Consider the following 22,185-nt stretch of genomic DNA (forward strand, 5'->3'; position numbering starts at 1 on the left):
TTTTCTGCTGTGGTCCGACTTCTTCGCGACGTTACCGGAGCCTGGGTCGGACTCCGAGTACCGCAGTGCCGACGCGCACATGTGTCGCCCCCGCCGCCACTGCTTCCTCCAGGTCCGAGCTCATCCCCGCCGAGACCATGTTCGCAGCCGGATGGGCCACGCGCAGGCGGGATGAGATTTCCATCAGCCGGTCGAACGCCGCCCGCGGCCGCCCCTCGTAGGGACCCATCAGCGGGGCGACGGTCATCAGACCGTCGAGCCGGAGCCCTTCGGCCTCGGCCACGGACCCGGCGAGCCGTTCCACTCCGTCCGGTCCCACCCCTCCGCGCTCTCCCCGGTCACTGGAGTCCACGTCGAGCGCGACCTGAATCAGGACGCCCAGCTCCCGCGCGGCCCCCACAGCCGCACGGGAGAGCGCGTCGACCAATCGCTTGCGATCGACAGATTGCACCACATCGGCATAACTCGATACGGAACGCACCTTATTGGTCTGCAATTGCCCGACAAAGTGCCAGATCAATGGCAGGTCCGCGCATTCCGCGGCTTTGGGGGCGGCCTCCTGGTCGCGGTTCTCGGCGACATGCCGTACGCCGAGTTCCGCGAGCAAACGGACATCGCTCGCCGGGTAGGTCTTGGTGACCACGATCAGGGTCACCTCTTCGCGCTTGCGACCGGCCCCGGCGCAGGCGGCAGAGATACGTTCCTCCACCCGGGCCAGATTCGCGGCCAGTTCCGCCTTGCGATCCGTCACAGCTCAGCCGCCCAACCAGACATAGCTCGCGAGCCGCCCCGTGGTGTGCTCGCGCCGGTACGAGAAGTGGTCCGCCGACTCCAGGGTGCAGATGTGAGATTGTCCATCCATCTCGTCCATCCGCACACCCGCGCGGGTCAGTTGGGCCCGCACACCGGCCGCCACATCCACGGCGGGGGTACCCCAACTGGTTTCGGCCCACGCCTCCGGCACCGTCTCGGCGACATCGGCGCGCATGTCCGCGGGGACCTCGTAGCAGCGGCCGCAGACCGCGGGACCGGTGCGGGCGACGATCCGGGCGGGCTCGGCGCCCTGTTCGGTCATCGCCTTCACCACCGACGGGACCACTCCGGCGACCAGTCCCGGCCGCCCGGCGTGGGCGGCGCCGACGACCCCGGCCACCGGATCGGCCAGCAGCACCGGGGTGCAGTCGGCGGTGAGGACGGCCAGGGCGAGGCCCCGACGCCGCGTCACCACCGCGTCCACCGCCGGGATCTCCTCGTCCGACCACGGTCCGTCGACCACCGCGACGTCCCGGCCGTGCACCTGGTTCATCCACACGACCGCCGCCGGGTCCAGGCCCATCGCCTTGGCGGCCAGCTCGCGGTTGGTCCGTACGGCCTGGGGGTCGTCGCCGACCGCCCCGCCGAGGTTGAGCTCCTCATACGGAGCGGCGCTCACCCCGCCCCACCGGTCGGTGAAGGCGAAGTGCGCGCCGCTCGCGTCGTGCTGTTGCGCTATCACGTCTGGTTCACTTCAAAGTCGCCGTCGAGCCATGCCGGACGGCTCACTTCAGGAAGTCCGGGACGTCCAGCTCCTCGGCCTGGCTCTCCGGGTAGGGGCGAGCCGGGGGGACCTGGGGGTGCGGGGTGGGCACCGGGGGCGGCGGCACCTCGGCGACCGGGGCGGGGTCCGCCGGGGCGGGCTCCTCATCGCGCGGGGTGACGCTGCCGAGCCCGCCGAAGGACGGGCGGCTGCCGGTGTCCTGGCCGGCCGGGCGGTTCGAGGAGCTGCCGGATCCCTCTTCGCGGCCGCCGCCGCTGTAGGAGCCGAGCACCTTGTCGCGGTTCTTCGCGGGCGGCTGACCGCCGTCGAAGCCCGCCGCGATCACGGTGACCCGGACCTCGTCGCCGAGCGCGTCGTCGATCACCGCGCCGAAGATGATGTTGGCCTCGGGGTGGGCGGCCTCGCTCACCAGCTGGGCGGCCTCGTTGATCTCGAACAGACCGAGGTCCGAGCCGCCGGAGATGGAGAGCAGCACGCCCCGGGCGCCGTCGATGGACGCCTCCAGCAGCGGCGAGGAGATCGCCATCTCGGCCGCGGCCACCGCGCGGTCATCACCGCGGGCCGAGCCGATGCCCATGAGCGCCGATCCGGCCTCGGACATCACGGACTTGACGTCCGCGAAGTCGAGGTTGATCAGACCCGGGGTGGTGATCAGGTCGGTGATGCCCTGAACGCCCGACAGCAGCACCTGGTCGGCCGACTTGAACGCGTCGAGCACGCTCACCTGACGGTCCGAAATGGACAACAGCCGGTCGTTCGGGATCACGATGAGGGTGTCGACCTCGTCCCGCAGACCCGCGATGCCGTCCTCCGCCTGATTGGCGCGGCGGCGGCCCTCGAAGGTGAACGGACGGGTGACCACACCGATCGTCAGTGCGCCAAGCGAGCGGGCGATGTTCGCGACCACCGGGGCACCGCCGGTGCCCGTGCCGCCGCCCTCACCCGCCGTCACGAAGACCATGTCGGCCCCCTTGAGGACCTCCTCGATCTCCTCGCGGTGGTCCTCGGCGGCCTTACGGCCGACGTCGGGGTTGGCGCCGGCTCCCAGGCCCCGGGTGAGCTCACGACCGACGTCCAGCTTGACGTCCGCGTCACTCATCAGCAGGGCCTGCGCATCGGTGTTGATCGCGATGAACTCGACGCCCTTGAGCCCGACCTCGATCATCCGGTTGATGGCATTCACGCCACCGCCGCCGATGCCGACGACCTTGATGACTGCGAGGTAGTTCTGCGGTGCTGCCACGTCGAAGGCCTCTCGCCTCGAGTTACGTGTCGCCACCCCGCTGTTGCCGCGGTGTGCCGACTGATGCCGAATGGGACGGTTCCGATTGCCGACCCCAACCCTAACGCTGAAGTTTAGGGTTACCAGTGCCTCTGTTTCCCGGACTCTTCGGAACAGGACACTAAGTCGACAAGTGTCGCGCGTTCAATGAACACGCCGAACCTCCCGCTTTTCTTTTCACCCTATGTGATCACCCAGCGGGCTAGCCAACCAGGGTGCTGGCCTGCCGCTATCCACGTCAACTGCGAGACACCGCGGGGGCACTCGGCGCTTGGACGTCGAAGTGGTCGGCGTCCGGCCGCGCTTTCATCAGGGCGGTGAGCGCCTTCGCCTTCGCCTCGCCGCGCTCTCCGCTCCCCCAGGCGATGGTACGGCCCCCGGTCAGCTCCAGGGTGATCGAATCGTACGAGCGGACCCGGAGGGAACGGGTGTCCTGGCGGACCTTCTCGGGGAGTTGGGTGGCCACCCGGACCGCCTCGCGGCGCAGTCCGGTCGGGCCGAAATGGCGCGAACTCGGCGACCGATCCGGCTCCATTTCCAGCAGCGGAACCCCCTTCGGACGCTTGCTCAGCGTGGAGAACCGGACTCCTGTGGCGTCCACTTCGTGGAACTTCCCGTCCTCTTCGACAATGGCTTCGGGCCTGCGTTCCGTCACCACCAGACTGATGGTGTGCGGCCATGACCGGGATACGTCCACTTTCGCAATCCGCTTCAGCCGCTCGCGTACACGGTGTTCGATCGCGCCGGTGTCCACCGCCACCAGCGGGGTGTTCAGGGATACATCGGCGGCGTCGCGCACCTCGTCGGCGGTGAGCACGGTGGTGCCGGCGACCCGCACCCGCTCGGCCCGCAGCCAGCTCGAGCCGTAGAGCAGCCAGACGGCCCCGGCGCCGAGCAGGGTCACCCCCACCGCCGTCACCAGCAGGGTGCGGCGGCCGGGCGGCCGGAGCCTGCGACGGACCCGCCGGAGGCGTGGGGGCGGGCCGGACGGAGTCGTCCCTCGTGCGCCGCGCTCGGCGGTCGACGGTCCGGCCACGCTCCCTGCCTCCTCACGCCTGGCGGCGTGCGCTGATCGCCTCGTACACCATGCCGACCAGCAGCTCGTCGGCGTCCCTGCGGCCGAACTCGGCGGCGCGCCGGGACATCTCGTACAGCCGGTGCGGGTCGCCGAGCACCGGCAGCACATTGCTCTGCACCCACTGGGGGCTCAGCTCGGCGTCGTCGACCAGCAGCCCGCCGCCCGCCTTGACCACCGGCTGGGCGTTGAGCCGCTGCTCGCCGTTGCCGATCGGCAGCGGGACGTAGGCGGCGGGGAGCCCGACGGCGGACAGTTCGGCGACGGTCATCGCGCCCGCGCGGCAGAGCATCATGTCGGCCGCGGCGTACGCGAGGTCCATCCGATCCACATACGGTACCGGGATATAGGGCGGCATTCCGGGCATGTTGTCCACATGCGGCAGTTCGTTTTTCGGACCGACCGCGTGGAGTACCTGGATCCCGGCGCGCTGGAGGAACGGCGCCACCGTCTGGACCACCTCGTTCAGCCGCCGCGCGCCCTGCGAGCCGCCGGAGACCAGCAGCGTCGGCAGGTTCTGGTCGAGCCCGAAGGCCGCGCGGGCCTCGGGGCGGACCGCGGCCCGGTCGAGGGTGGCGATGGAGCGGCGCAGCGGGATGCCCACATAGCGGGAGTTGCGGAGCTTGCTGTCCGGGGTGGAGACCGCCACGCAGTGGGCGTAGCGGGAGCCGATCTTGTTGGCGAGGCCGGGGCGGGCGTTGGCCTCGTGGACGACGATCGGCACGCCGAGCCGCTTGGCCGCCAGGTAGCCGGGCAGCGCCACATAGCCGCCGAAGCCGACGACGCAGTCGGCCTTGGTGCGCTCCAGGATCTGCTCGGCGGCCTTGATGGTGCCGCGCAGCCGCCCGGGGACGGTGATCAGCTCGGGGGTGGGCTTGCGCGGCAGCGGTACGGCCGGGATGAGCCCGAGCTCATAGCCGCGCTCCGGTACGAGCCGGGTCTCGAGCCCGCGCTCCGTGCCGAGCGCCGTGATCCCCACGGTCGGGTCCTGCCTGCGTAGGGCGTCCGCGAGGGCGAGCGCGGGCTCGATGTGGCCGGCGGTCCCCCCACCGGCGAGTACGACATGCACCGAAATTCACCGCTCTCCGGACGGCCGCCTCTTGACGGGCCGTCTCATCGTCTTCCGTCTCACCCGAGCCAGCTTCTTCCGCAAAGCAGGCTGCCGCATGGCCAGCGCCGCCCGCGCACCGGGCTCTGCCCGTGCGAAGGCGATCAGCAGGCCGACGGCGAACATGGTCGGCAGCAGGGCGGACCCTCCGTAGGAGAACAGCGGGAGCGGAACACCCGCGATCGGCAGCAGACCCAGCACCGCGCCGATGTTGACCACGGCCTGGGCCGTGATCCAGGTGGTCACGCCTCCCGCGGCGTACCTCACGAAGGGGTCCTCCGTGCGTCCGGCCACGCGGATACCCGCATAGCCTAGAGCCGCGAAGAGAACGAGAACGGACAGCGTCCCCGCCAGGCCGAGTTCCTCCCCGGTAATGGCGAAGATGAAGTCAGTATGCGGTTCGGGCAGTTCGCCCCATTTCTCCATGCTTGCCCCGAGCCCCGAGCCGAACCATCCGCCGTTGGCGAGCGCGTAGATCCCGTGCACCGCCTGCCAGCACTGATCGTGCGCACCGGGCTCGGTGGCGCCGATGCAGGCGAGCCGGGACATCCGGTTGGCGCTGGTCTTGATGAGCAGCATGCCGATGACCCCGGCGAAGGCGAGGACGCCCACGAAGAGCCGGGTGGGGGCGCCGGCCAGCCACAGCAGGCCGAAAAGGATCGCCGTGAGAATGATCGCGGTACCCATGTCCCCGCCCAGCATGATCAGGCCGAGCAGCATGCCGGTCGCGGGCACCAGCGGGACCAGCAGGTGCTTCCACTGGGCCAGCAGCCGCTTGTCCTGTTTGCGGGCGAGAAGGTCGGCGCCCCACAGGACCAGCGCGAGCTTGCCGAACTCACTGGGCTGGAGCAGGAATGGGCCGCCGAAGGAGATCCAGTTCTGGTTGCCGTTGACCGCGATGCCCATGCCCGGGACCTGCACCAGACACATCAGGAAGACCGAGACCGCGAGCAGTGGGTAGGCGAAGGCGCGGTGCAGTTTGATGGGCATCCGCACGGCGAGCAGCATCAGCGCGCCGCCGAGCGCGGCGGCGAAGAGCTGTTTGCGGAAGAAGTACGACGGTGAGAGCCCGGACTGCAGCGCCTTGATCTGGGAGGCGGAGTAGACCATGACCAGCCCGAGCACCAGGATCAGCAGCGAGCCGCCGAGCAGCAGGTAGTACGCGGTCAGCGGCCGGTCCCAGGCCCGCCTGACGCGCTGCTGAAGCCCGCGCAGGGCATCCAGCACGTTCACCCTCGGCGGGCGGCGCGGAGGCCGGGAGGCGCCCGCCGTACCGCGCGGACGAGCCGGTGACGCCGCCCGGCCCCTGCCCCGTACGGCCTCCCGCAGCCGCGGGGCACCGCCCGAGCGCGGTACCGGGCGGCCGGTGCCGGGGCGGGCCGTCCGGGAGCGCGGGGCGGCGGGCTGGTCAGGCGTCATGTCGTATCCCCTCCGGTTTCCCCGCGCGGGCGGTCCTCGCGGGGGACCGGCGGGCTACTGATCGTCCGGTACCCGGCCGGAGGCCAGGTCATGAACCGCCGCGGCGAAGGCGTCGCCCCGCTTGTTGTAGTTGGTGAACATGTCCATCGAGGCACAGGCCGGGGCCATCAGGACGGTATCGCCCGGCCGGGCGAGCCGCGCCGCTTCGCGCACAGCCGCAGCCATCGCCCCAGTGTCGGTCCGGTCGAGGTCCACGACCGGGACATCTGCTGCGTGTCGCGCGAGCGCTTCCCGGATCAGGGCCCGGTCGGCGCCGATCAGCACCACCCCGCGCAGCCGCTTGGCCGCCGTAAGGACGAGCTCGTCGAACGTGGCCCCCTTCGCGAGGCCGCCCGCGATCCACACGATGTGTTCATAGGCGCCCAACGACGCTTCCGCGGCATGGGTGTTGGTCGCCTTGGAGTCGTCGACGTAGGCCACGCCGTCGACGTCCGTCACATGCTCCACCCGGTGCGGGTCGGGCCGGAAGGCGCGCAGGCCGTCCCGTACGGCCGTCGGCGGGACGCCGTAGGCGCGGGCCAGGGCGGCGGCCGCGAGGGCGTTGGCGATGTTGTGGGGGGCCGGCGGGTTCACGTCGGAGACCTCGGCGAGCTCCTGCGCCTGCTTCTGCCGGTCCGTCACGAACGCCCGGTCGACGAGGATGTCCTCCACGACACCGAACTGGGAGGGGCCCGGGGTGCCGAGGGTGAAGCCGATGGCCCGGCAGCCCTCCTCGACGTCGGCCGCACGCACCAGGTCCTCGGTGGCGGGGTCGGCCACGTTGTAGACGCAGGCCACCTGGTTGCCCTCGTAGATCCGGCCCTTGTCGGCCGCGTAGGCCGCCATGGAGCCGTGCCAGTCGAGGTGGTCGGGGGCGAGGTTGAGCACCGCCCCGGAGTGGGCGCGCAACGAGGGCGCCCAGTGCAGCTGGTAGCTGGAGAGCTCGACGGCCAGCACGTCGTACGGCTCGTCGCCCAGCACGATGTCCAGGAGCGAGACGCCGATGTTGCCGACGGCGGCGGTGCGCAGCCCGGCCGCCTCCAGGATGGCCGCCAGCATCCTTACGGTGGTCGTCTTGCCGTTGGTACCGGTGACCGCGAGCCAGGGCGGGGCGTCCTTCCCGCGCAGCCGCCACGCCAGCTCCACATCGCCCCAGATGGGCACGCCCGCCTCGGCGGCGGCCAGGAAGAGCGGGCTGGTGGGCTTCCAGCCGGGGGTGGTCACGATCAGCTCGGTGCCGTCGGGAACCGTCTCCCCGTCGCCGAGGCGGACCGTGATGCCCAGCGGCTCCAGCTCGGCCGCCTGGGCGCGCTGCGGTTCGCCGTCGCTGCCGTTGACCACGGTCACCGAGGCCCCGAGGCCCCGCAGCGCACGCGCTGCGGGGACCCCGGAGACGCCGAGTCCGGCGACGGTGACCTGCCGTCCGGCGAGGTCGGACACGTCGGGGGAGGCGGCGCCGGACGTCACGAGGCCCGCCACCCCGCGTAGAAGAGGCCGAGGCCGACGATCACGCACATGCCCTGGATGATCCAGAACCGGACCACCACAAGGACTTCGCTCCACCCCTTGAGTTCGAAGTGATGCTGGAGCGGTGCCATCCGGAAGACCCGTCGCCCGGTCGTCCGGAAGGAGCCGACCTGGATGACCACGGACATGGTGATCAGGACGAACAGACCGCCGAGGAGGGCCAGCAGCAGCTCCGTACGGGAGCAGATGGCGAGGCCGGCGAGCGCGCCGCCGAGCGCGAGCGAACCGGTGTCACCCATGAAGATCTTGGCGGGTGAGGTGTTCCACCACAGGAAGCCGAAGCACGCGCCCATCAGGGCGGAGGCGACGACGGCCAGATCGAGCGGGTCGCGGACCTCGAAACAGGACGCCGGGTTGGTGAGGGTCTCCGCGTTGGCGCAGGACTCCTGGTACTGCCAGACGCCGATGAAGGTGTAGGCGCCGAAGACCATCACGGAGGCGCCGGTGGCCAGACCGTCGAGACCGTCGGTGAGGTTCACGCCGTTCGACATCGCAAGGATCATGAACAGCGCCCAGATCGCGAAGATCACCGGGCCGAAGGACCAGCCGAAGTCCTGGACGAAGGAGAGCCGGTCGGAGGCGGGGGTCTGCTGGCGTGCGTCGGCGAAGTTCAGTGCGAGGATCGCGAAGGCGATACCGACGATCAGCTGACCGGCCATCTTGGCCTTGGCCCGCAGACCCAGGCTGCGCTGCTTGACGATCTTGATGTAGTCGTCGAGGAAGCCGACCAGGCCCATGCCCGCGAACAGGAAGAGCACCAGCACACCCGAGAAGGTCGGCTGGCTGCCCGTGATCACCTTCGCCAGGGCGTAGGCGATCAGCGTGGCCAGGATGAAGGAGATTCCACCCATCGTGGGCGTGCCCTGCTTGCTGCCGTGGGTGCGCGGGCCGTCGTCCCGGATGAACTGGCCGTAGCCCTTGCGCGCCAACAGCTTGATCAGCAGCGGGGTGCCGATCAGGGTCAGAAAGAGCCCGATGGCTCCCGAGAAGAGGATCTGCCTCATGCCACCCATCAGCGGACGCCCTCACCCTCGCCCTCGAGCAACGCCTGCGCGACCTGCTCCAGCCCCACCGACCTGGATGCCTTCACCAACACGACGTCCCCCGGTCGCAGCTCGCCGCGCAGCAGATCGACCGCTGCCCGCACGTCGGACACGTGCACCGACTCCTCACCCCACGAACCCTCGTTCTTGGCGCCCATGTCCAGCCAGGCGGCCTCCTGGCCGCCGACCGCCACGAGCTTGCTGACGTTGAGCCGGACGGCCAGCCGCCCGACCGCGTCGTGCTCGGCCAGTGACTCCTCGCCCAGCTCGGCCATCGGGCCGAGCACCGCCCACGTGCGACGCCCCGGTGTGACAGCGCCCATGGCGACCAGCGCGCGCAGCGCTGCTCGCATGGACTCGGGGTTCGCGTTGTAGGCGTCGTTGACGACCGTCACGCCGTCCGAGCGCTCGGTGACCTCCATCCGCCAGCGGGAGAGCTGCCCCGCCTCGGAGAGCGCCACTGCGATCTCGTCGACGGACATGCCCAACTCATGGGCGACGGCGGCCGCGGCGAGCGCGTTCGACACGTGGTGCTCACCGTACAGGCGCATGGTCACTTCGCTGCACCCGGTAGGGGTGTGAAGCGTGAAGGCGGGACGGCCGCCGTCGGCGAGCCGGACATTCCCGGCACGCACATCGGCGTCCTCGGCCTCGCCGAACAGGACGGTACGGGCCTTGGTGCGCGACGCCATGGCGCGCACCAAGGGATCGTCGGCGTTGAGCACCGCCACCCCGCCCTCCACGGCGGACGGCAGGGACTCCACGAGCTCGCCCTTGGCCTCGGCGATCTGCTCCCGGCCGCCGAACTCCCCGATATGGGCGGTGCCGACGTTGAGCACGAGTCCGATACGGGGCGGGGTGAGAGTGGCCAGGTACCGGATGTGGCCCTTACCGCGGGCGCCCATCTCCAGCACCAGGTGCTGGGTGGCCGCGTCGGCGCTGAGCGCGGCCACGGGCAGCCCGATTTCGTTGTTGAAGTTGCCCGGCGTCCATACGGTGGGGCCGCGGCGCTGGAGCAGCTGGGCGATGAGGTCCTTGGTGCTCGTCTTGCCGGCGGAGCCGGTGAGGGCGACCACGGTGGTGCCCAGGCGCTCCACGACGGCGCGCGCGAGCGCACCCATGGCGGCGATGACGTCGGGGACGACGATCGCCGGTACGGGGGCGTCCGGAGTGCCGACGGGGCGGGCGGCCAGGACCGCCACGGCGCCCGCCTCGACCGCGCCCCTGGCGAAGTCGTGGCCGTCCACGCGCTCCCCGGGGAGCGCGGCGAAGAGGCTGCCGGGCCGCACCTCACGGGAGTCGATCACGACAGGGCCCGTGACCTTCAGGTCCGGGTCCGGTATGTCGTGCGGCTGTCCACCGACTAGGCCGGCGATCTCAGTGAGGGACAGTGCGATCACTGATCACCTCCGGCCGTGCGGGAGAGCTGCCTGGAGGGGGCTGGTGCGCGCATGGCGGTCTGTCATCCCTGGTGGTCTAGGTGTTTGTCCCGGTGCTGTGGGCTCGCCTCGGGGCGCGTGGCATCGCGCCTGCGGGCTCGCTCACTGAGTTCGATGGCTTCGCGGAGTACCTGGCGGTCGTCGAAGGCCCGGATCACGCCCGCGATGTCCTGGCCCTGCTCGTGGCCCTTGCCCGCCACGATGACGGTGTCACCCGGCTCGGCGCGGGCGACGGCGGCCGCGATGGCGTTGGCCCGGTCCTCCTCGACCAGGACATCACCGCGCTCGTGGGCGGGCACCTCGGCGGCGCCCGCGAGCATGGCGGCGAGGATCGCGAGCGGGTCCTCGGAGCGGGGGTTGTCGGAGGTGAGGACGGCCGTGTCGGCGTACCGGGCCACCGCGGCGCCCATGGGGCCGCGCTTGAGCCGGTCTCGGTCCCCGCCGCAGCCGAGGACGGCGTGCAACTTGCCGTCGGTCACCTTACGGAGGGCACGCAGCACCGACTCCACGGCGTCGGTCTTGTGGGCGTAGTCGACGACCGCGAGGTAGGGCTGGCCCACGTCGACCCGCTCCAGCCGGCCCGGTACGCCGGGGACGGCGGCGACGCCGTCGGCGGCCGTCTGCGGGTCGATCCCGGCGACGGCGAGCGCGACTACGGCGGCGAGCGCGTTGGCCACGTTGAAGGGGCCCGGGAGGGGCGCGGCGGCCCGTACGGACTCACCGTTCGGGCCGACGGCGGTGAAGGTCGAGCCGAGCGGGCCCACCTCGACGTCCGCGGCGCGCCAGTGGGCGTCGGGGTGCCCCTCGGCGGAGAAGGTGGTGACGGGCACCTCGGACTGCTCGATCAGGCGGCGGCCGTACTCGTCGTCGTAGTTGATCACTCCGAGACGGCTGCGGGCCCTGGTGAACAGCTGCGCCTTGGCCTGGAAGTAGTCCTCCATACCGGAGTGGAACTCCATGTGCTCCGGGCTGAGGTTGTTGAAGACCGCGACGTCGAAGACGCAGCCGTCGACGCGGCCGAGGACCAGGGCGTGGCTGGAGACCTCCATGACGACCGAGCGGACCTCGCGCTCCCGCATCACCGCGAACAGGGCCTGAAGGTCGGTGGCCTCGGGGGTGGTGCGCTCGGACTTGATGCGCTCGTCGCCGATCCGCATCTCCACGGTGCCGATGAGACCCGTAAGGCCGCCGTCGTGCTTCGCGGCGGCCTTGAGGCCGCCCTCGATGAGATACGCGGTCGTGGTCTTGCCGGAGGTACCGGTGATGCCGATCTGGAGCAGGTCGTGACCCGGCTCGCCGTAGATCGTGGCGGCCAGCGCGCCCATCCGGCCGCGCGGGTCGTCCACCGCGAGGACCGGCAGGCCGGTGGCGGCGGCGCGCTCGGCGCCGGCCGGGTCGGTCAGCACCGCGACCGCGCCGAGGTCGGCGGCCTGGGCGGCGAAGTCCGCGCCGTGGAGGCGGGCACCGGCCAGCGCGGCGTACACATCGCCGGGGCGTACGGCCCGCGAGTCATGGGTGATCCCGGTGACCGCGGCCCCTTCCGAGGCTTCGGGGGCTTCGGCGCCCAGCTGATCCGCCAGCTCCGCCAGCGGGATCGGGCGGACCTGGAGAGGACGGGGCGCTCCCGGGTATTCCACAGAAACGTCCTTCTGAGGGGTTTGGGACTGATCAGCGTGGGGCACGGCGGTGAGCGTACCCGGGACACCCGCTCCCCCGCGAAATGAGGCGGCGGTGCGGGGCCGTACCGGACCGTGGTTCCCGGGGTCCGGCGTGATCGTCATCACTGCTGGGCCCGCTCACTGGCCCGGGTTGTAGCTCACCGGGAGCCGTTTGGGCTGCTTCCCGGAGGGCGGGACCTGCAGGGCCTTGAGGCCGAACTCCATGACCTTCTTGTAGACCGGTCCGCAGACCTGACCGCCGAAGTAGCTGCCCTTGGTCGGGTTCTGAACGGCACAGTAGACCGTCAGCCGAGGTTTGTCGGCCGGGGCGAAGCCGGCGAAGGACGCGGTGTAGCCGCGGTAGCGGCCGGTCTTGGGGTCCACCCGGTTGGAGGTGCCGGTCTTGCCCGCGACAAGATAGCCCGGGATCTTCGCCTTGGCGCCGGTGCCCTGCTGATCGTCGACGACCGACTCCAGCATCTCGGCGAGCGTCTTCGCGGTCTCCTTACTGACGACACGGGTCTTCTTGGGGGCGGGCGCGGCGGTGAAGTCGCCGCCGGCCCCCCTGGCGCCGCGGACGAGAGTGGGCGCGATGCGCTCGCCCCCGTTGGCGATGGTGGAGTACACCGAGGCCGCCTGGACGGCGTTGAGCGAAAGCCCCTGGCCGAAGGGGATGGTGTACTGCTGCGAGGCGCTCCAGTCCTGCGGCTTGGCCAGGATGCCCGGGGTCTCGCCGGGGAGGCCGAGCCCGGTGGGCTGGCCGAGCCCGAACTTGCGCAGGTAGGAGTAGAGGATCTGGTTCTTCTGCCGCTTGGTCTTGGCCAGCTGCTCGGTGGCGAGGATCGTGCCGATGTTGCTGGACTTGGCGAGCACGCCGTTGAGCGTGAGGTACCAGGTCGAATGGTCGATGTCGTCGGCGAAGGCCCGGTCGGCGCGCGGCAGCCGGTTGGGGACCACCACATGGGTGTCCCAGCGCGCCACGCCCTCCTGGAGGACCGCGGCCATGGACATCAGCTTGCTGACGCTGCCGGGCTCGTAGGCGTCGGAGACCGCGGCGTTGCCCAGGGCGTCGGCGTTCGTGGTGGTGATGTCGTTGGGATCGAAGCCGGGGGCGTTGGCCATGGCCAGGAGCTGCCCGGTGCGGGTGTCCTGGACGACGACGTAGCCGCGGTCGGCCCCGGACTTGCGCACCTGGTCGGCGATGGCGCTCTGGGCTGCCCACTGGATGTCCCGGTCGATGGTCAGCTCGTAGTCGCTGCCGGGGACCGCGGGCTGCTCCCTGACGTCGCCGGTGGGCACCTGGTGGCCGCCGGACTGGGCGTAGACGCGCTTGCCGTCCTTGCCCGCGAGCTTCTTGTTGAGCTGCTGCTCGAGCCCCGCGGAGCCGCGTCCGTCGGCGCCCACGAATCCCAGTATCCCGGCGGCGAGGTCCCCGTTCGGATAGACCCGCTTGCTGTGCGCCTCGCGGTTCACCCCGGCCAGGACATTGGTGCCCTTGCCCTTGGCCGCCGCGTCGTCCATGGCGCTCTTCAGGTCCTTGATCTGGTTCCAGACCTGCGGGGACTGCTGCCGGGCGAGTACGACGTACTGCGACCTGGGGTTGTCGGTGAGCTTCTTCTCCAGGTCCGCCTGGTCCTTGCCGAGGATCGGCGCGAGCAGGGCCGCGGCCTGGCGGGGCGCGTCGTGGGACTTGGCCGTCTTGGGCGTGAGGAGGTCGGGGGCGGCGGTGATGTCGTAGGCGTCCACCGTGGTCGCCAGGTCGACACCGTTGCGGTCGGTGATGGAGCCGCGCTCGGCGGACAGCTTCACCGGGATGTAGCGGTTGACGTTGGCCTTGGCCGCGTAGGCGCCGGCGTCGACCGCCTGCACCTGCAGCAGCCGTACGACGAAGACCAGCATGACGAGGGTGAGGCCGAGGCTGATCAGCCGCAGCCGGGGGCGCGGGCTGCCCAGCCGCAGCTGCTGGGGAGCGCCGGGCCGGGGGCGCGGGGCCGGACGGCCGGAAGATTTTCCGGGTCGGTCGCCGGGACGCCGCGCCGGGTCCTGGCGTGGGCGGCGGTCGCCGCGCGGACCGGCCGGGCCGGGCACTCCACGGCGGCGGGGGTCCTGGGGGGCGCTCACGCGACGGCCGCGCTCGGGTCGGTGGCCACCTTCGGGTCGGTGGCCGCCCTCGGGTCGGTGGGCACCCTCGGCTCGGTGGCCGTCCACGGGTCGGTGGCCGCCCACGGCTCGGTGGCCGTCCACCGGGCGCGGGCGGTCGTCCGCGCGGGCGGGGTGGGCTGGGCGCAGGCTGGGGATCGCGTCACCGTGTCACCTACTGAGGGGCCGGGGTGGAGTTCGCGGAGGCGGAGGCGGAGGGGGAGGCGGATGCCGAGGCGGAGGGGCCGGTGGGCAGCCCCCACGGGGCCACCGAGGCCGTGGCGGACAGCGGCGCCGGCGGCGCGAGGGCGGACGGCGTAGGCGACGCCTCGGACCGGACGGGCGACGCCTGGGACGGCGTGGTGCCGAGCGAGGGCGGCAGCACCCGGCCGGGGCCGCCGAGCACCGAGGGCTGCCCCGTGGCCGGGGCGGGCACTCCGCTGACCGAGCCGTCCGGGTTGAGGAAGGCGGGGGTACCGCCGGGCACCATCCCCAGCTCCCGGGCGCGCCGCTCGAGCTCGTCGGGCGCGGAGAGCTGGTCCACGTCCTGCTGGAGGGCCTGGCGCTCGTCGGTGAGCTCCTTGGTCTGCTTCTCCAGTCTGGTGAGCTCGAACGACCCCTGGTTGAGGGAGGAGTTCAGCAGCAGCAGCGCGATCAGGCCGGAGCCGAGCAGGACCACGACGAGCAGCACGAAGGGCGTGCGCCTGGCCGTGGTGGCGCCCGGCGCCGGCCGTCCTTTCGGGCCCGCCCCCCGCGCGCTCATGGGGCGACCTCTTCCCGGATGCGCTCCGCCCCCCGGAACCGCGCCGGGGCGGCCCGCCGGTTCTCGGCGATCTCCTCCTCGGTGGGCAGCTCCGCGCCACGGGTGAGCAGCTTCAGCCGGGGCTGGTACTGCTCGGGGATGACCGGCAGCCCCGGGGGCGCCGTATTGCTGGCACCGGCCGCGAGCACCTGCTTGACCAGGCGGTCCTCCAGCGAGTGATACGACAGCACGGCGATCCGCCCGCCGACCGCGAGCGCCCTTACGGCCGCCGGGATGGCCCGCTCCAGGACCGCGAGCTCGCCGTTGACCTCGATCCGCAGCGCCTGGAAGGTGCGCTTGGCCGGATTGCCGCCGGTGCGCTTGGCCGCCTGTGGCAGGGCCTCGCGGATCAGCTCGACGAGCCGGGCGCTGTTGGTGAACGGCTCCTTGGCGCGCTCGCGCACCACCGCGTCCACGATCTTCTTGGCGAACTTCTCCTCGCCGTACGTCCGCAGGATGCGCACCAGGTCGCCCGGCGGATAGGTGTTGAGCACCTCCGCCGCGCTGACTCCGGTGGTCTGGTCCATCCGCATGTCCAGCGGGGCGTCCTGGGCGTAGGCGAAGCCGCGCCCGGCCTCGTCCAGCTGCATGGACGACACGCCGAGGTCGAAGAGGATCCCCTGGACGCGCGGGACGCCGAGCCGGTCGAGGACCTCGGGCAACTCGTCGTAGACCGCGTGGACCAGCGTCGCCCGATCGCCGTAAGGGGCGAGCCGCTCCCCGGCGAGCCGCAGTGCGGACGGGTCGCGGTCCAGGGCGATCAGCCGGGCCTCGGGGAAGTCGCGCAGCAGCGCCTCGCTGTGGCCGCCGAGGCCCAGGGTGCAGTCGACCACGACCGCGCCGGGCCGGGCGAGAGCGGGGGCCAGCATGTCCAGGCAGCGCTGGAGCATGACGGGAACATGGAGAGCGTTACTGCTCATTGCGCTGCTCGTGCGCCCTTCTGAGGATCGGGCGAGGATGATACGCACCGCCGGGTCCCCACCCGCTCTGAAGGGGAAGTGGCCTACTGGCGCCGGGGAAGTGACGTCAGGCGACCGGAGCGGGAGGAGGCCGAGGGGTACGTACGCACCGCGCTCACGCGAAATTCCGGGATCCGAGGGGAGCGTCACGCCTCCCACTTCGCGCCACTTTAGTCCACTCGTCCCTTCGGTCAACCAACCGGCCTGCGCGTCCCGCCCCGGGGGTGGTATCCCCTCCCCTGGGCACCGGACCGCGGGGCGCGGGGGGTTGTGGATTGCCTCACATCACCCCTTCGGCCCACCCCGTTGCCCTCGTTTGCCCTACCTAAAGAGAAGACAAAATTCCCTGGTGAGAGGTAGCGTCGTCATCATGTCGATATCAGCGCCGCAGCCGAACCCGTCCACCGACCGCGACGCCCGCACGGGAGACACGGTCACCGACAGCCTCGTGGAGGCCAACCGCAGTTACGCCGACAAGTTCACCGACCCGGGGATGGACGCGCGGCCGGTGCGGCGCGTCGCCGTCGTCGCGTGCATGGACGCCCGTCTGGACCTGCACGAGGCACTCGGCCTGGAGCTGGGCGACTGCCACACCATCCGCAACGCGGGCGGTGTGGTCACCGACGACATCATCCGGTCCCTGACCATCAGCCAGCGGGCCCTCGGAACCCGCAGCGTCGTGCTCATCCACCACACCGGCTGCGGTCTGCTGAACCTCACCGAGGACTTCCGGCACGAGCTGGAGGAGGAGGTGGGACAGCGCCCGTCGTGGGCGGTGGAGGCGTTCAAGGACCTCGACGCCGACGTCCGCCAGTCGATGCAGCGGGTGCGCACCTCGCCGTTCCTGTTGCACACCGACGACGTCCGCGGCTTCATCTTCGATGTGACGACGGGTCTGCTGCGGGAGGTCACGCCGCGGACGTGAGAGGTGCTGGAGATACGGAAGGGATTCAGCACTCGAACTCGTACAAGCGTGACAAATAACCCCGGGTTATCCACAGCCGAGTGACGCGAGGCCGCGGAGACCGCAAGAATGCATAGGTGACATCGTCCCCCGCAACCACGCGGGGGGCCGGTGTCAGCGTTTGCGGTGGGCCGGTCCGTTCCGAGGGCAACGGCCCTGAGAACGGGCCGAGGAGGGCCGGGTGACGACCTATGACGAGCGAGCGAGCCTCAGCGATCTGACCACCACAGCGGATCGGATCCGCAGGTCGGTGGAGGGTGTGATCGAGGGCAAGCCCGAGGTCGTACGGCTTTCGCTGACCGTGCTGCTCGCCGAGGGGCATCTGCTGATCGAGGACGTCCCGGGCGTGGGCAAGACGATGCTGGCCAAGGCGCTCGCCCGGTCCATCGACTGCTCCGTGCGGCGGATCCAGTTCACCCCGGACCTGCTGCCGTCCGACATCACCGGCGTGAGCATCTTCGACCAGCAGCGCAAGGAGTTCGAGTTCAAGCCGGGCGCCATCTTCGCCCAGATCGTGATCGGCGACGAGATCAACCGCGCCTCGCCCAAGACCCAGTCCGCGCTGCTGGAGTCGATGGAGGAGCGCCAGGTCACCATCGACGGGGAAAGCTACGAGCTGCCCAACCCCTTCATGGTGGTGGCCACGCAGAACCCCGTCGAGATGGAGGGCACCTATCCGCTGCCCGAGGCGCAGCGCGACCGCTTCATGGCCCGTGTCTCCATCGGGTACCCCAGCCCGCAGGCCGAGCTCCAGATGCTGGACACCCACGGCGGGGTGTCCCCGCTGGACGACCTGCAGCCCGTGGCGCACGCCCATGAGATCGTCAAGCTGATCGAGGCGGTGCGCTCGGTGCACGTCGCCGAGGCCGTCCGGCGTTACGCGGTGGACGTGGTGGCCGCCACCCGCAACCACCCCGATCTGCGGCTGGGCGCCTCGCCGCGCGCCACGCTGCATCTGCTGCGGGCCGCCAAGGCGTCGGCCGCGCTGGCGGGGCGGGACTTCGCGCTGCCGGACGATGTGCAGACCCTCGCCGTCGCGGTGCTGGCCCACCGGCTGCTGCCCACCGCGCAGGCCCAGCTGAACCGCCGCACCTCCGAGCAGGTCGTCGCGGACATCGTGCAGCGCACCCCGGTGCCCACCTCCGCCCAGCGCGGCGCGGGCGGGATGCCCCCCATGCCGCCCATGCCCCCGGCCGACTTCGGGCGGCAGCAGCCGGGCGCGCGGAGGCTGTGATGGCCGCAGGGGGGACGGACCTGGGTCCCGAGGGGCCCGGCACCGGCGAGCAGCAGGGCGGGCTGCGGGCCGCCCTCGCCGGCCTGACCACCCGCGGCCGTTCCTTCCTGGCCGCCGGGGTGGCCGCCGCGGTGTGCAGCTATGTCCTGGGCCAGGCGGATCTGCTGCGGGTCGGGCTGCTGCTGGCAGCGCTGCCGCTGGTCTGCGTGGCCGTGGTCTACCGCACCCGGTACCGGGTGGCGGGCAGCCGACGGCTCGCGCCCGCGCGGGTGCCCGCGGGCTCCGAGGCCCGGGTGCACCTGCGGATGGACAATGTCTCGCGGCTGCCCACCGGGCTGCTGATGCTCCAGGACCGGGTGCCCTATGTGCTGGGGCCGCGCCCGAGGTTCGTACTGGACCGGGTGGAGCCGGGCGGCCGCCGCGAGGTGTCCTACCGGGTCCGCTCGGATCTGCGCGGCCGCTATCCGCTGGGCCCGCTCCAACTGCGGCTGAGCGATCCGTTCGGGATGTGCGAACTCACCCGCGCCTTCAGCGCCTACGACACGCTCACGGTGGTGCCCCGGGTCGAGCCGCTGCCACCGGTGCGCCTGACCGGTGAGGCCGCGGGGTACGGGGACGGGCGGCACCGTTCGCTGGCCCTGGCCGGTGAGGACGATGTCATCCCACGTGGCTACCGCATAGGCGACGATCTGCGCCGGGTGCACTGGCGCTCCACCGCGCGCTACGGGGAGCTCATGGTCCGCCGGGAGGAGCAGCCGCAGCGGGCCCACTGCACCGTGCTGCTGGACACCCGGCGCACCGCCCACTACGGCTCGGGGCCGGACTCGGCCTTCGAATGGGCGGTCTCCGGGGCGGCCTCGGCCGCGGTCCACCTGCTGGAGCGGGGCTATGCGGTCCGGCTGCTGACCGACACCGGAAGCTCGGTGCCGGGCCCGGACGGCGGAGGCGGCTTCACCGGTTCCACCCATGACTCGGCGGAGACGGCCGGGCTGATGCTGGACACCCTCGCCGTGGTGGACCACTCCGACGGCGGAGGGCTCTCGCCCGCCTATGAGGTGCTGCGCGGCGGCGGTGAGGGGCTGCTGGTGGCCTTCCTGGGCGATCTGGACGAGGGGCAGGCGGCGATGGCCGCCCGGATGCGCCACCGCACCACGGCCGCGGTGGCCTTTGTGCTGGACGGCGCCGCCTGGTCACGCGGAGCGGAGTTCGGGAGCACACAGGAGCTGGAGGACCGGCTGCGGCGGCTGCGCGAGGCGGGGTGGACGGCGCTGCCGGTCGGCCCCGGGACCTCGCTGGCGCGGCTGTGGCGGCAGGCCGACGCCCAGGGCGCCACCCGGGCGGACGCCGGAAGCCGCGCGGTCGGCGGCATGACAGGGAGCTGGACATGAGTGGAAGCGTTCGGCTCGCGATATGTGCGGCGCTGGCCACGGTGGCGGCGGCCTGTGCGCTGCTGCCGCTGGTGGATCCGGCGAGTTGGCTGTTGCAGGCCGTCCTGTTGCTGACGGTCCAGAGCGCCGCGGGCGTGGCGGCCCGCCGGGTGCCGCTGGCCCGCCCGCTGACGCTGGCCGCGCAGGCCGTGGTGACGCTGCTGCTGCTCACCCTGGTCTTCGCACACGACCAGGCGCTGGGCGGGCTGCTGCCGAGCCCGCAGGCGCTCCACGAGTTCGCGCTGCTGCTGCGCGACGGCGGCGACGACGTGGGGCAGTACGCGATCCCCGCGCCGCTCACCGACGGCATCCGGCTGATGCTGGTGGGCGGGGTGCTGGTGATCGGCCTGGTGGTCGACGCGCTCGCGGTGACGTACCGCAGCGCGGCCCCCGCCGGGCTTCCGCTGCTCGCGCTCTACTCGGTCGCGGCCGGTCTGTCCGACGACGGGAGCGACTGGCTGTGGTTCCTGCTGGCGGCGGCCGGCTATCTGTTGCTGCTCCTGGCCGAGGGCCGGGACCGGCTGTCCCAGTGGGGCCGGGTGTTCAGCGGCGGAGCCCCGCATCCGGCGGGTATGCCGCCCTCGGGCCTGGCCGGGGCCGGAGGCAGTCCGGCGCTCGCCCCGGTCCGCACCGGCCGCCGGATCGGCGTGCTGGCGCTGGGCATCGCGCTCGCGGTGCCCGCGGTGCTGCCGTCACTGGACGGCGGGCTGCTGGACCGGCAGGGCAGCAACGGCGGGGCGGGCAGCGGCGGCGGCACGATCTCGGCGGTCAATCCGCTGGTGTCGCTCCAGGACAGCCTGAACCAGCCGGAGAACAAGGAGGTGCTGCGCTATCGCACCTCCTCGCAGACCACCCAGGACCTCTATCTGCGGATCGTGGCGCTGGACCGGTTCGACGGCACCTCGTGGAAGTCGTCCGAGCGGCATGTCACCGATGTGCCCAGTCAGCTTCCCTCGCCCGCCGGGCTCGGCCCCTCGGTCCGGGTCTCCTCGATCGACACCTCGGTCTCGGCCGCCGACTGGTACGCGCAGAACTGGCTGCCCCTCCCCTACCCCGCGTCCAGGGTCGAGATCGACGGCCGCTGGCGCTATGAGCCGGAGGGCCGCACACTGGTCGGCGACCGCGGCCAGACCACCCGGGGCGCGCGCTACCGGGCCACCAGCCTGCTGGTGGAGCCGACGGCCGACCAGCTGGCGGCCGCCCCGGCACCGCCCTCCCGGCTGCGGAAGGAGTACACCGAGGTGCCGGACTCGCTGCCGTCCGTGGTGGCCCGTACGGCGCGGGAGGTGACCGCCGGCGCGGCGAACGCGTACGAGAAGGCGGTCAAGCTCCAGGACTGGTTCGCGGTGAACGGAGGGTTCCGTTACGACACCCAGGTGCAGTCCGGCAGCGGCTCGGCCGCCATCGTCCGGTTCCTGAAGCAGAAGGAGGGCTTCTGCGTCCACTTCTCCTTCTCGATGGCGGCGATGGCCCGGACGCTGGGCATTCCGGCGCGGGTCGCGGTCGGGTTCACCCCCGGCACCGCCCAGGCGGACGGCTCGGTGTCGGTGGGCCTGAAGGACGCGCACGCCTGGCCGGAGCTGTACTTCGAGGGCGTGGGCTGGACCCGTTTCGAGCCCACCCCGAGCCGGGGCACCCAGCCCGACTACACGATGGAGCAGACGCCCTCGGGCACCCCGACCGACGAGCCCACCACCGAGCCCACCGAGACCTCCGAGCCGACGGCCGCGCCGACCGCGTCCGACAGCTGCTCCCCGGACATGAAGAAGCTGGGCACCTGTGGCGGCGCCGCGGCCCAGCAGCCGGACAACGGCGCCTCGGGCGGGGGCTGGTCGGCCACCAAGGTCACCAGCTGGAGTTCGCTGGCGGTGCTGCTGGCCGTGGTGCCCCTGCTGCCCATGCTGTGGCGGCGGCGGATACGGACCCGCAGACTGAACGGCTCGGGCGGGCGCACCGAACAGGACGCCGCCGACCGGGTGCTCGCCGCATGGCGTGAACTCACCGACTCGGCCTGGGACTTCGGCGTACTGCCGGACGACTCGCTGACCTCGCGCAGAGCGGTGGCCCGCATGGTGCGGATCGCCGGGCTCGACGACGAACCGGCACGGGCGGCGCAGCGGGTGGCCGAGGCGGTCGAGCAGGTGCTGTACGCACCACAGCCGCGCCCGGTCACGGGCGTCGCGGACGACGTCCGGCTGGTGCTGGCCGGATTCCGGGCCGAGGCGGGGCGGCGGGAGCGGCTGCGGGCGCTGCTGGCCCCGCGGTCCGCGGCCCAGCTGGTGTGGGCGGCCGGACAGCGCTGGTCCGCGCTGGTCGATCGGTGGGGAGCGCCCCGCTGGGCCCGCTGGGCCTCCCAGCTCCGGACCCCGCGCGGCCAGCAGGAGAACTGATCCCCGCGCGGCCCTGAGCGCCTGCGGCCCCGGCCCTGTGGCGTGCGGGGGCGTGCGGGGACGTGCGGGGCCACCGTAGGGACGAAGGGCCGCGGCGCGGAAGCGCACCGCATGGTTGAGGGGCGGTCGCCAGTCGGCGACCG

Annotated in this window: 18 protein-coding genes; 4 read left to right on the top strand and 14 right to left on the bottom strand. The window is 71.9% G+C overall.

All coding sequences use genetic code 11. The features are described from left to right. Positions 1-31 precede the first annotated feature (31 nt). From J2Z30_RS01350 to rsmH, 14 genes are all read right to left on the bottom strand, one after another. The gene (locus J2Z30_RS01350; RefSeq protein WP_044576898.1) at positions 32-751 is read right to left on the bottom strand and encodes a YggS family pyridoxal phosphate-dependent enzyme; all 720 of its coding nucleotides are present in this window, start codon (positions 749-751) and stop codon (positions 32-34) included. Between the two features lie 3 nt (positions 752-754). After that, positions 755-1,495 (bottom strand): peptidoglycan editing factor PgeF, encoded by a 741-nt coding sequence (gene pgeF, locus J2Z30_RS01355; protein WP_044576895.1) that lies wholly within the window; start codon positions 1,493-1,495, stop codon positions 755-757. A 43-nt stretch (positions 1,496-1,538) separates the two neighbouring features. Continuing rightward, positions 1,539-2,780 carry a cell division protein FtsZ gene (gene ftsZ, locus J2Z30_RS01360; RefSeq protein WP_044576891.1) on the bottom strand — a complete coding sequence of 414 codons (1,242 nt, stop codon included), beginning with the start codon at positions 2,778-2,780 and terminating at the stop codon, positions 1,539-1,541. Positions 2,781-3,057: 277 nt separating this feature from the next. Beyond that, positions 3,058-3,855: a cell division protein FtsQ/DivIB gene (locus tag J2Z30_RS01365; RefSeq protein ID WP_044576889.1), complete on the bottom strand. Its 798-nt coding sequence runs from the start codon at positions 3,853-3,855 to the stop codon at positions 3,058-3,060. A 13-nt stretch (positions 3,856-3,868) separates the two neighbouring features. After that, positions 3,869-4,963, bottom strand: a complete 1,095-nt coding sequence (gene murG / locus J2Z30_RS01370; protein ID WP_044576886.1) for an undecaprenyldiphospho-muramoylpentapeptide beta-N-acetylglucosaminyltransferase — start codon at positions 4,961-4,963, stop codon at positions 3,869-3,871. Between the two features lie 6 nt (positions 4,964-4,969). Continuing rightward, positions 4,970-6,421, bottom strand: a complete 1,452-nt coding sequence (gene ftsW / locus J2Z30_RS01375) for a putative lipid II flippase FtsW (protein ID WP_209468493.1) — start codon at positions 6,419-6,421, stop codon at positions 4,970-4,972. A 54-nt stretch (positions 6,422-6,475) separates the two neighbouring features. Continuing rightward, entirely contained in the window at positions 6,476-7,927 is a 1,452-nt protein-coding gene (gene murD, locus J2Z30_RS01380) for a UDP-N-acetylmuramoyl-L-alanine--D-glutamate ligase (RefSeq protein ID WP_209468494.1), read from the bottom strand. Further along, positions 7,924-8,991 (bottom strand): phospho-N-acetylmuramoyl-pentapeptide-transferase, encoded by a 1,068-nt coding sequence (gene mraY, locus J2Z30_RS01385; protein ID WP_044582076.1) that lies wholly within the window; start codon positions 8,989-8,991, stop codon positions 7,924-7,926. The genes murD and mraY overlap by 4 nt, the downstream gene beginning before the upstream one ends. An 8-nt stretch (positions 8,992-8,999) precedes the next feature. After that, entirely contained in the window at positions 9,000-10,430 is a 1,431-nt protein-coding gene (locus J2Z30_RS01390) for a UDP-N-acetylmuramoyl-tripeptide--D-alanyl-D-alanine ligase (RefSeq protein ID WP_044576884.1), read from the bottom strand. 62 nt (positions 10,431-10,492) lie between these two features. Next, complete coding sequence (locus J2Z30_RS01395; RefSeq protein ID WP_044576880.1) at positions 10,493-12,253, bottom strand: UDP-N-acetylmuramoyl-L-alanyl-D-glutamate--2,6-diaminopimelate ligase; 1,761 nt, start codon at positions 12,251-12,253, stop codon at positions 10,493-10,495. A 12-nt stretch (positions 12,254-12,265) separates the two neighbouring features. Then, complete coding sequence (locus J2Z30_RS01400; RefSeq protein WP_078956958.1) at positions 12,266-14,248, bottom strand: peptidoglycan D,D-transpeptidase FtsI family protein; 1,983 nt, start codon at positions 14,246-14,248, stop codon at positions 12,266-12,268. Continuing rightward, entirely contained in the window at positions 14,245-14,433 is a 189-nt protein-coding gene (locus J2Z30_RS01405; RefSeq protein WP_044576873.1) for a hypothetical protein, read from the bottom strand. The genes J2Z30_RS01400 and J2Z30_RS01405 overlap by 4 nt, the downstream gene beginning before the upstream one ends. 8 nt (positions 14,434-14,441) lie before the next feature. Continuing rightward, complete coding sequence (gene ftsL, locus J2Z30_RS01410; RefSeq protein ID WP_044576871.1) at positions 14,442-15,029, bottom strand: cell division protein FtsL; 588 nt, start codon at positions 15,027-15,029, stop codon at positions 14,442-14,444. Then, a complete protein-coding gene (rsmH, locus tag J2Z30_RS01415; RefSeq protein ID WP_044576869.1) occupies positions 15,026-15,988 on the bottom strand; it encodes a 16S rRNA (cytosine(1402)-N(4))-methyltransferase RsmH in 963 nt (320 codons plus the stop codon). Before rsmH ends, ftsL begins: the two co-directional genes overlap by 4 nt. Positions 15,989-16,397: 409 nt before the next feature. On the opposite strand from rsmH, the gene J2Z30_RS01420 reads away from it, so the two are divergent. The 4 genes from J2Z30_RS01420 (at position 16,398) to J2Z30_RS01435 (ending at position 22,042) form a co-directional block, all read left to right on the top strand. Beyond that, positions 16,398-16,952: a beta-class carbonic anhydrase gene (locus tag J2Z30_RS01420; RefSeq protein ID WP_044576865.1), complete on the top strand. Its 555-nt coding sequence runs from the start codon at positions 16,398-16,400 to the stop codon at positions 16,950-16,952. A 220-nt stretch (positions 16,953-17,172) separates the two neighbouring features. Further along, on the top strand, positions 17,173-18,225 hold the full coding sequence (locus J2Z30_RS01425) for an AAA family ATPase (RefSeq protein ID WP_044576862.1): 1,053 nt from the start codon (positions 17,173-17,175) through the stop codon (positions 18,223-18,225). Further along, entirely contained in the window at positions 18,225-19,613 is a 1,389-nt protein-coding gene (locus tag J2Z30_RS01430) for a DUF58 domain-containing protein (RefSeq protein WP_044576860.1), read from the top strand. The genes J2Z30_RS01425 and J2Z30_RS01430 overlap by 1 nt, the downstream gene beginning before the upstream one ends. Continuing rightward, positions 19,610-22,042: a transglutaminase TgpA family protein gene (locus J2Z30_RS01435; RefSeq protein WP_044576857.1), complete on the top strand. Its 2,433-nt coding sequence runs from the start codon at positions 19,610-19,612 to the stop codon at positions 22,040-22,042. Before J2Z30_RS01430 ends, J2Z30_RS01435 begins: the two co-directional genes overlap by 4 nt. Positions 22,043-22,185: the final 143 nt, after the last annotated feature.

It is taken from the genome of Streptomyces iranensis (genome assembly GCF_017874715.1).
In the GTDB taxonomy this organism is placed as follows: Bacteria; Actinomycetota; Actinomycetes; order Streptomycetales; family Streptomycetaceae; genus Streptomyces; species Streptomyces iranensis.

Bases quoted from the DNA above. Each gene is read 5' to 3' on its own strand.
- ftsW (WP_209468493.1), bottom strand. From the start codon at position 6,421: ATGACGCCTGACCAGCCCGCCGCCCCGCGCTCCCGGACGGCCCGCCCC.
- mraY (WP_044582076.1), bottom strand. From the start codon at position 8,991: ATGAGGCAGATCCTCTTCTCGGGAGCCATCGGGCTCTTTCTGACCCTG.
- ftsL (WP_044576871.1), bottom strand. From the start codon at position 15,029: ATGAGCGCGCGGGGGGCGGGCCCGAAAGGACGGCCGGCGCCGGGCGCC.
- rsmH (WP_044576869.1), bottom strand. From the start codon at position 15,988: ATGAGCAGTAACGCTCTCCATGTTCCCGTCATGCTCCAGCGCTGCCTG.
- J2Z30_RS01420 (WP_044576865.1), top strand. From the start codon at position 16,398: ATGTCGATATCAGCGCCGCAGCCGAACCCGTCCACCGACCGCGACGCC.
- J2Z30_RS01430 (WP_044576860.1), top strand. From the start codon at position 18,225: ATGGCCGCAGGGGGGACGGACCTGGGTCCCGAGGGGCCCGGCACCGGC.
- J2Z30_RS01435 (WP_044576857.1), top strand. From the start codon at position 19,610: ATGAGTGGAAGCGTTCGGCTCGCGATATGTGCGGCGCTGGCCACGGTG.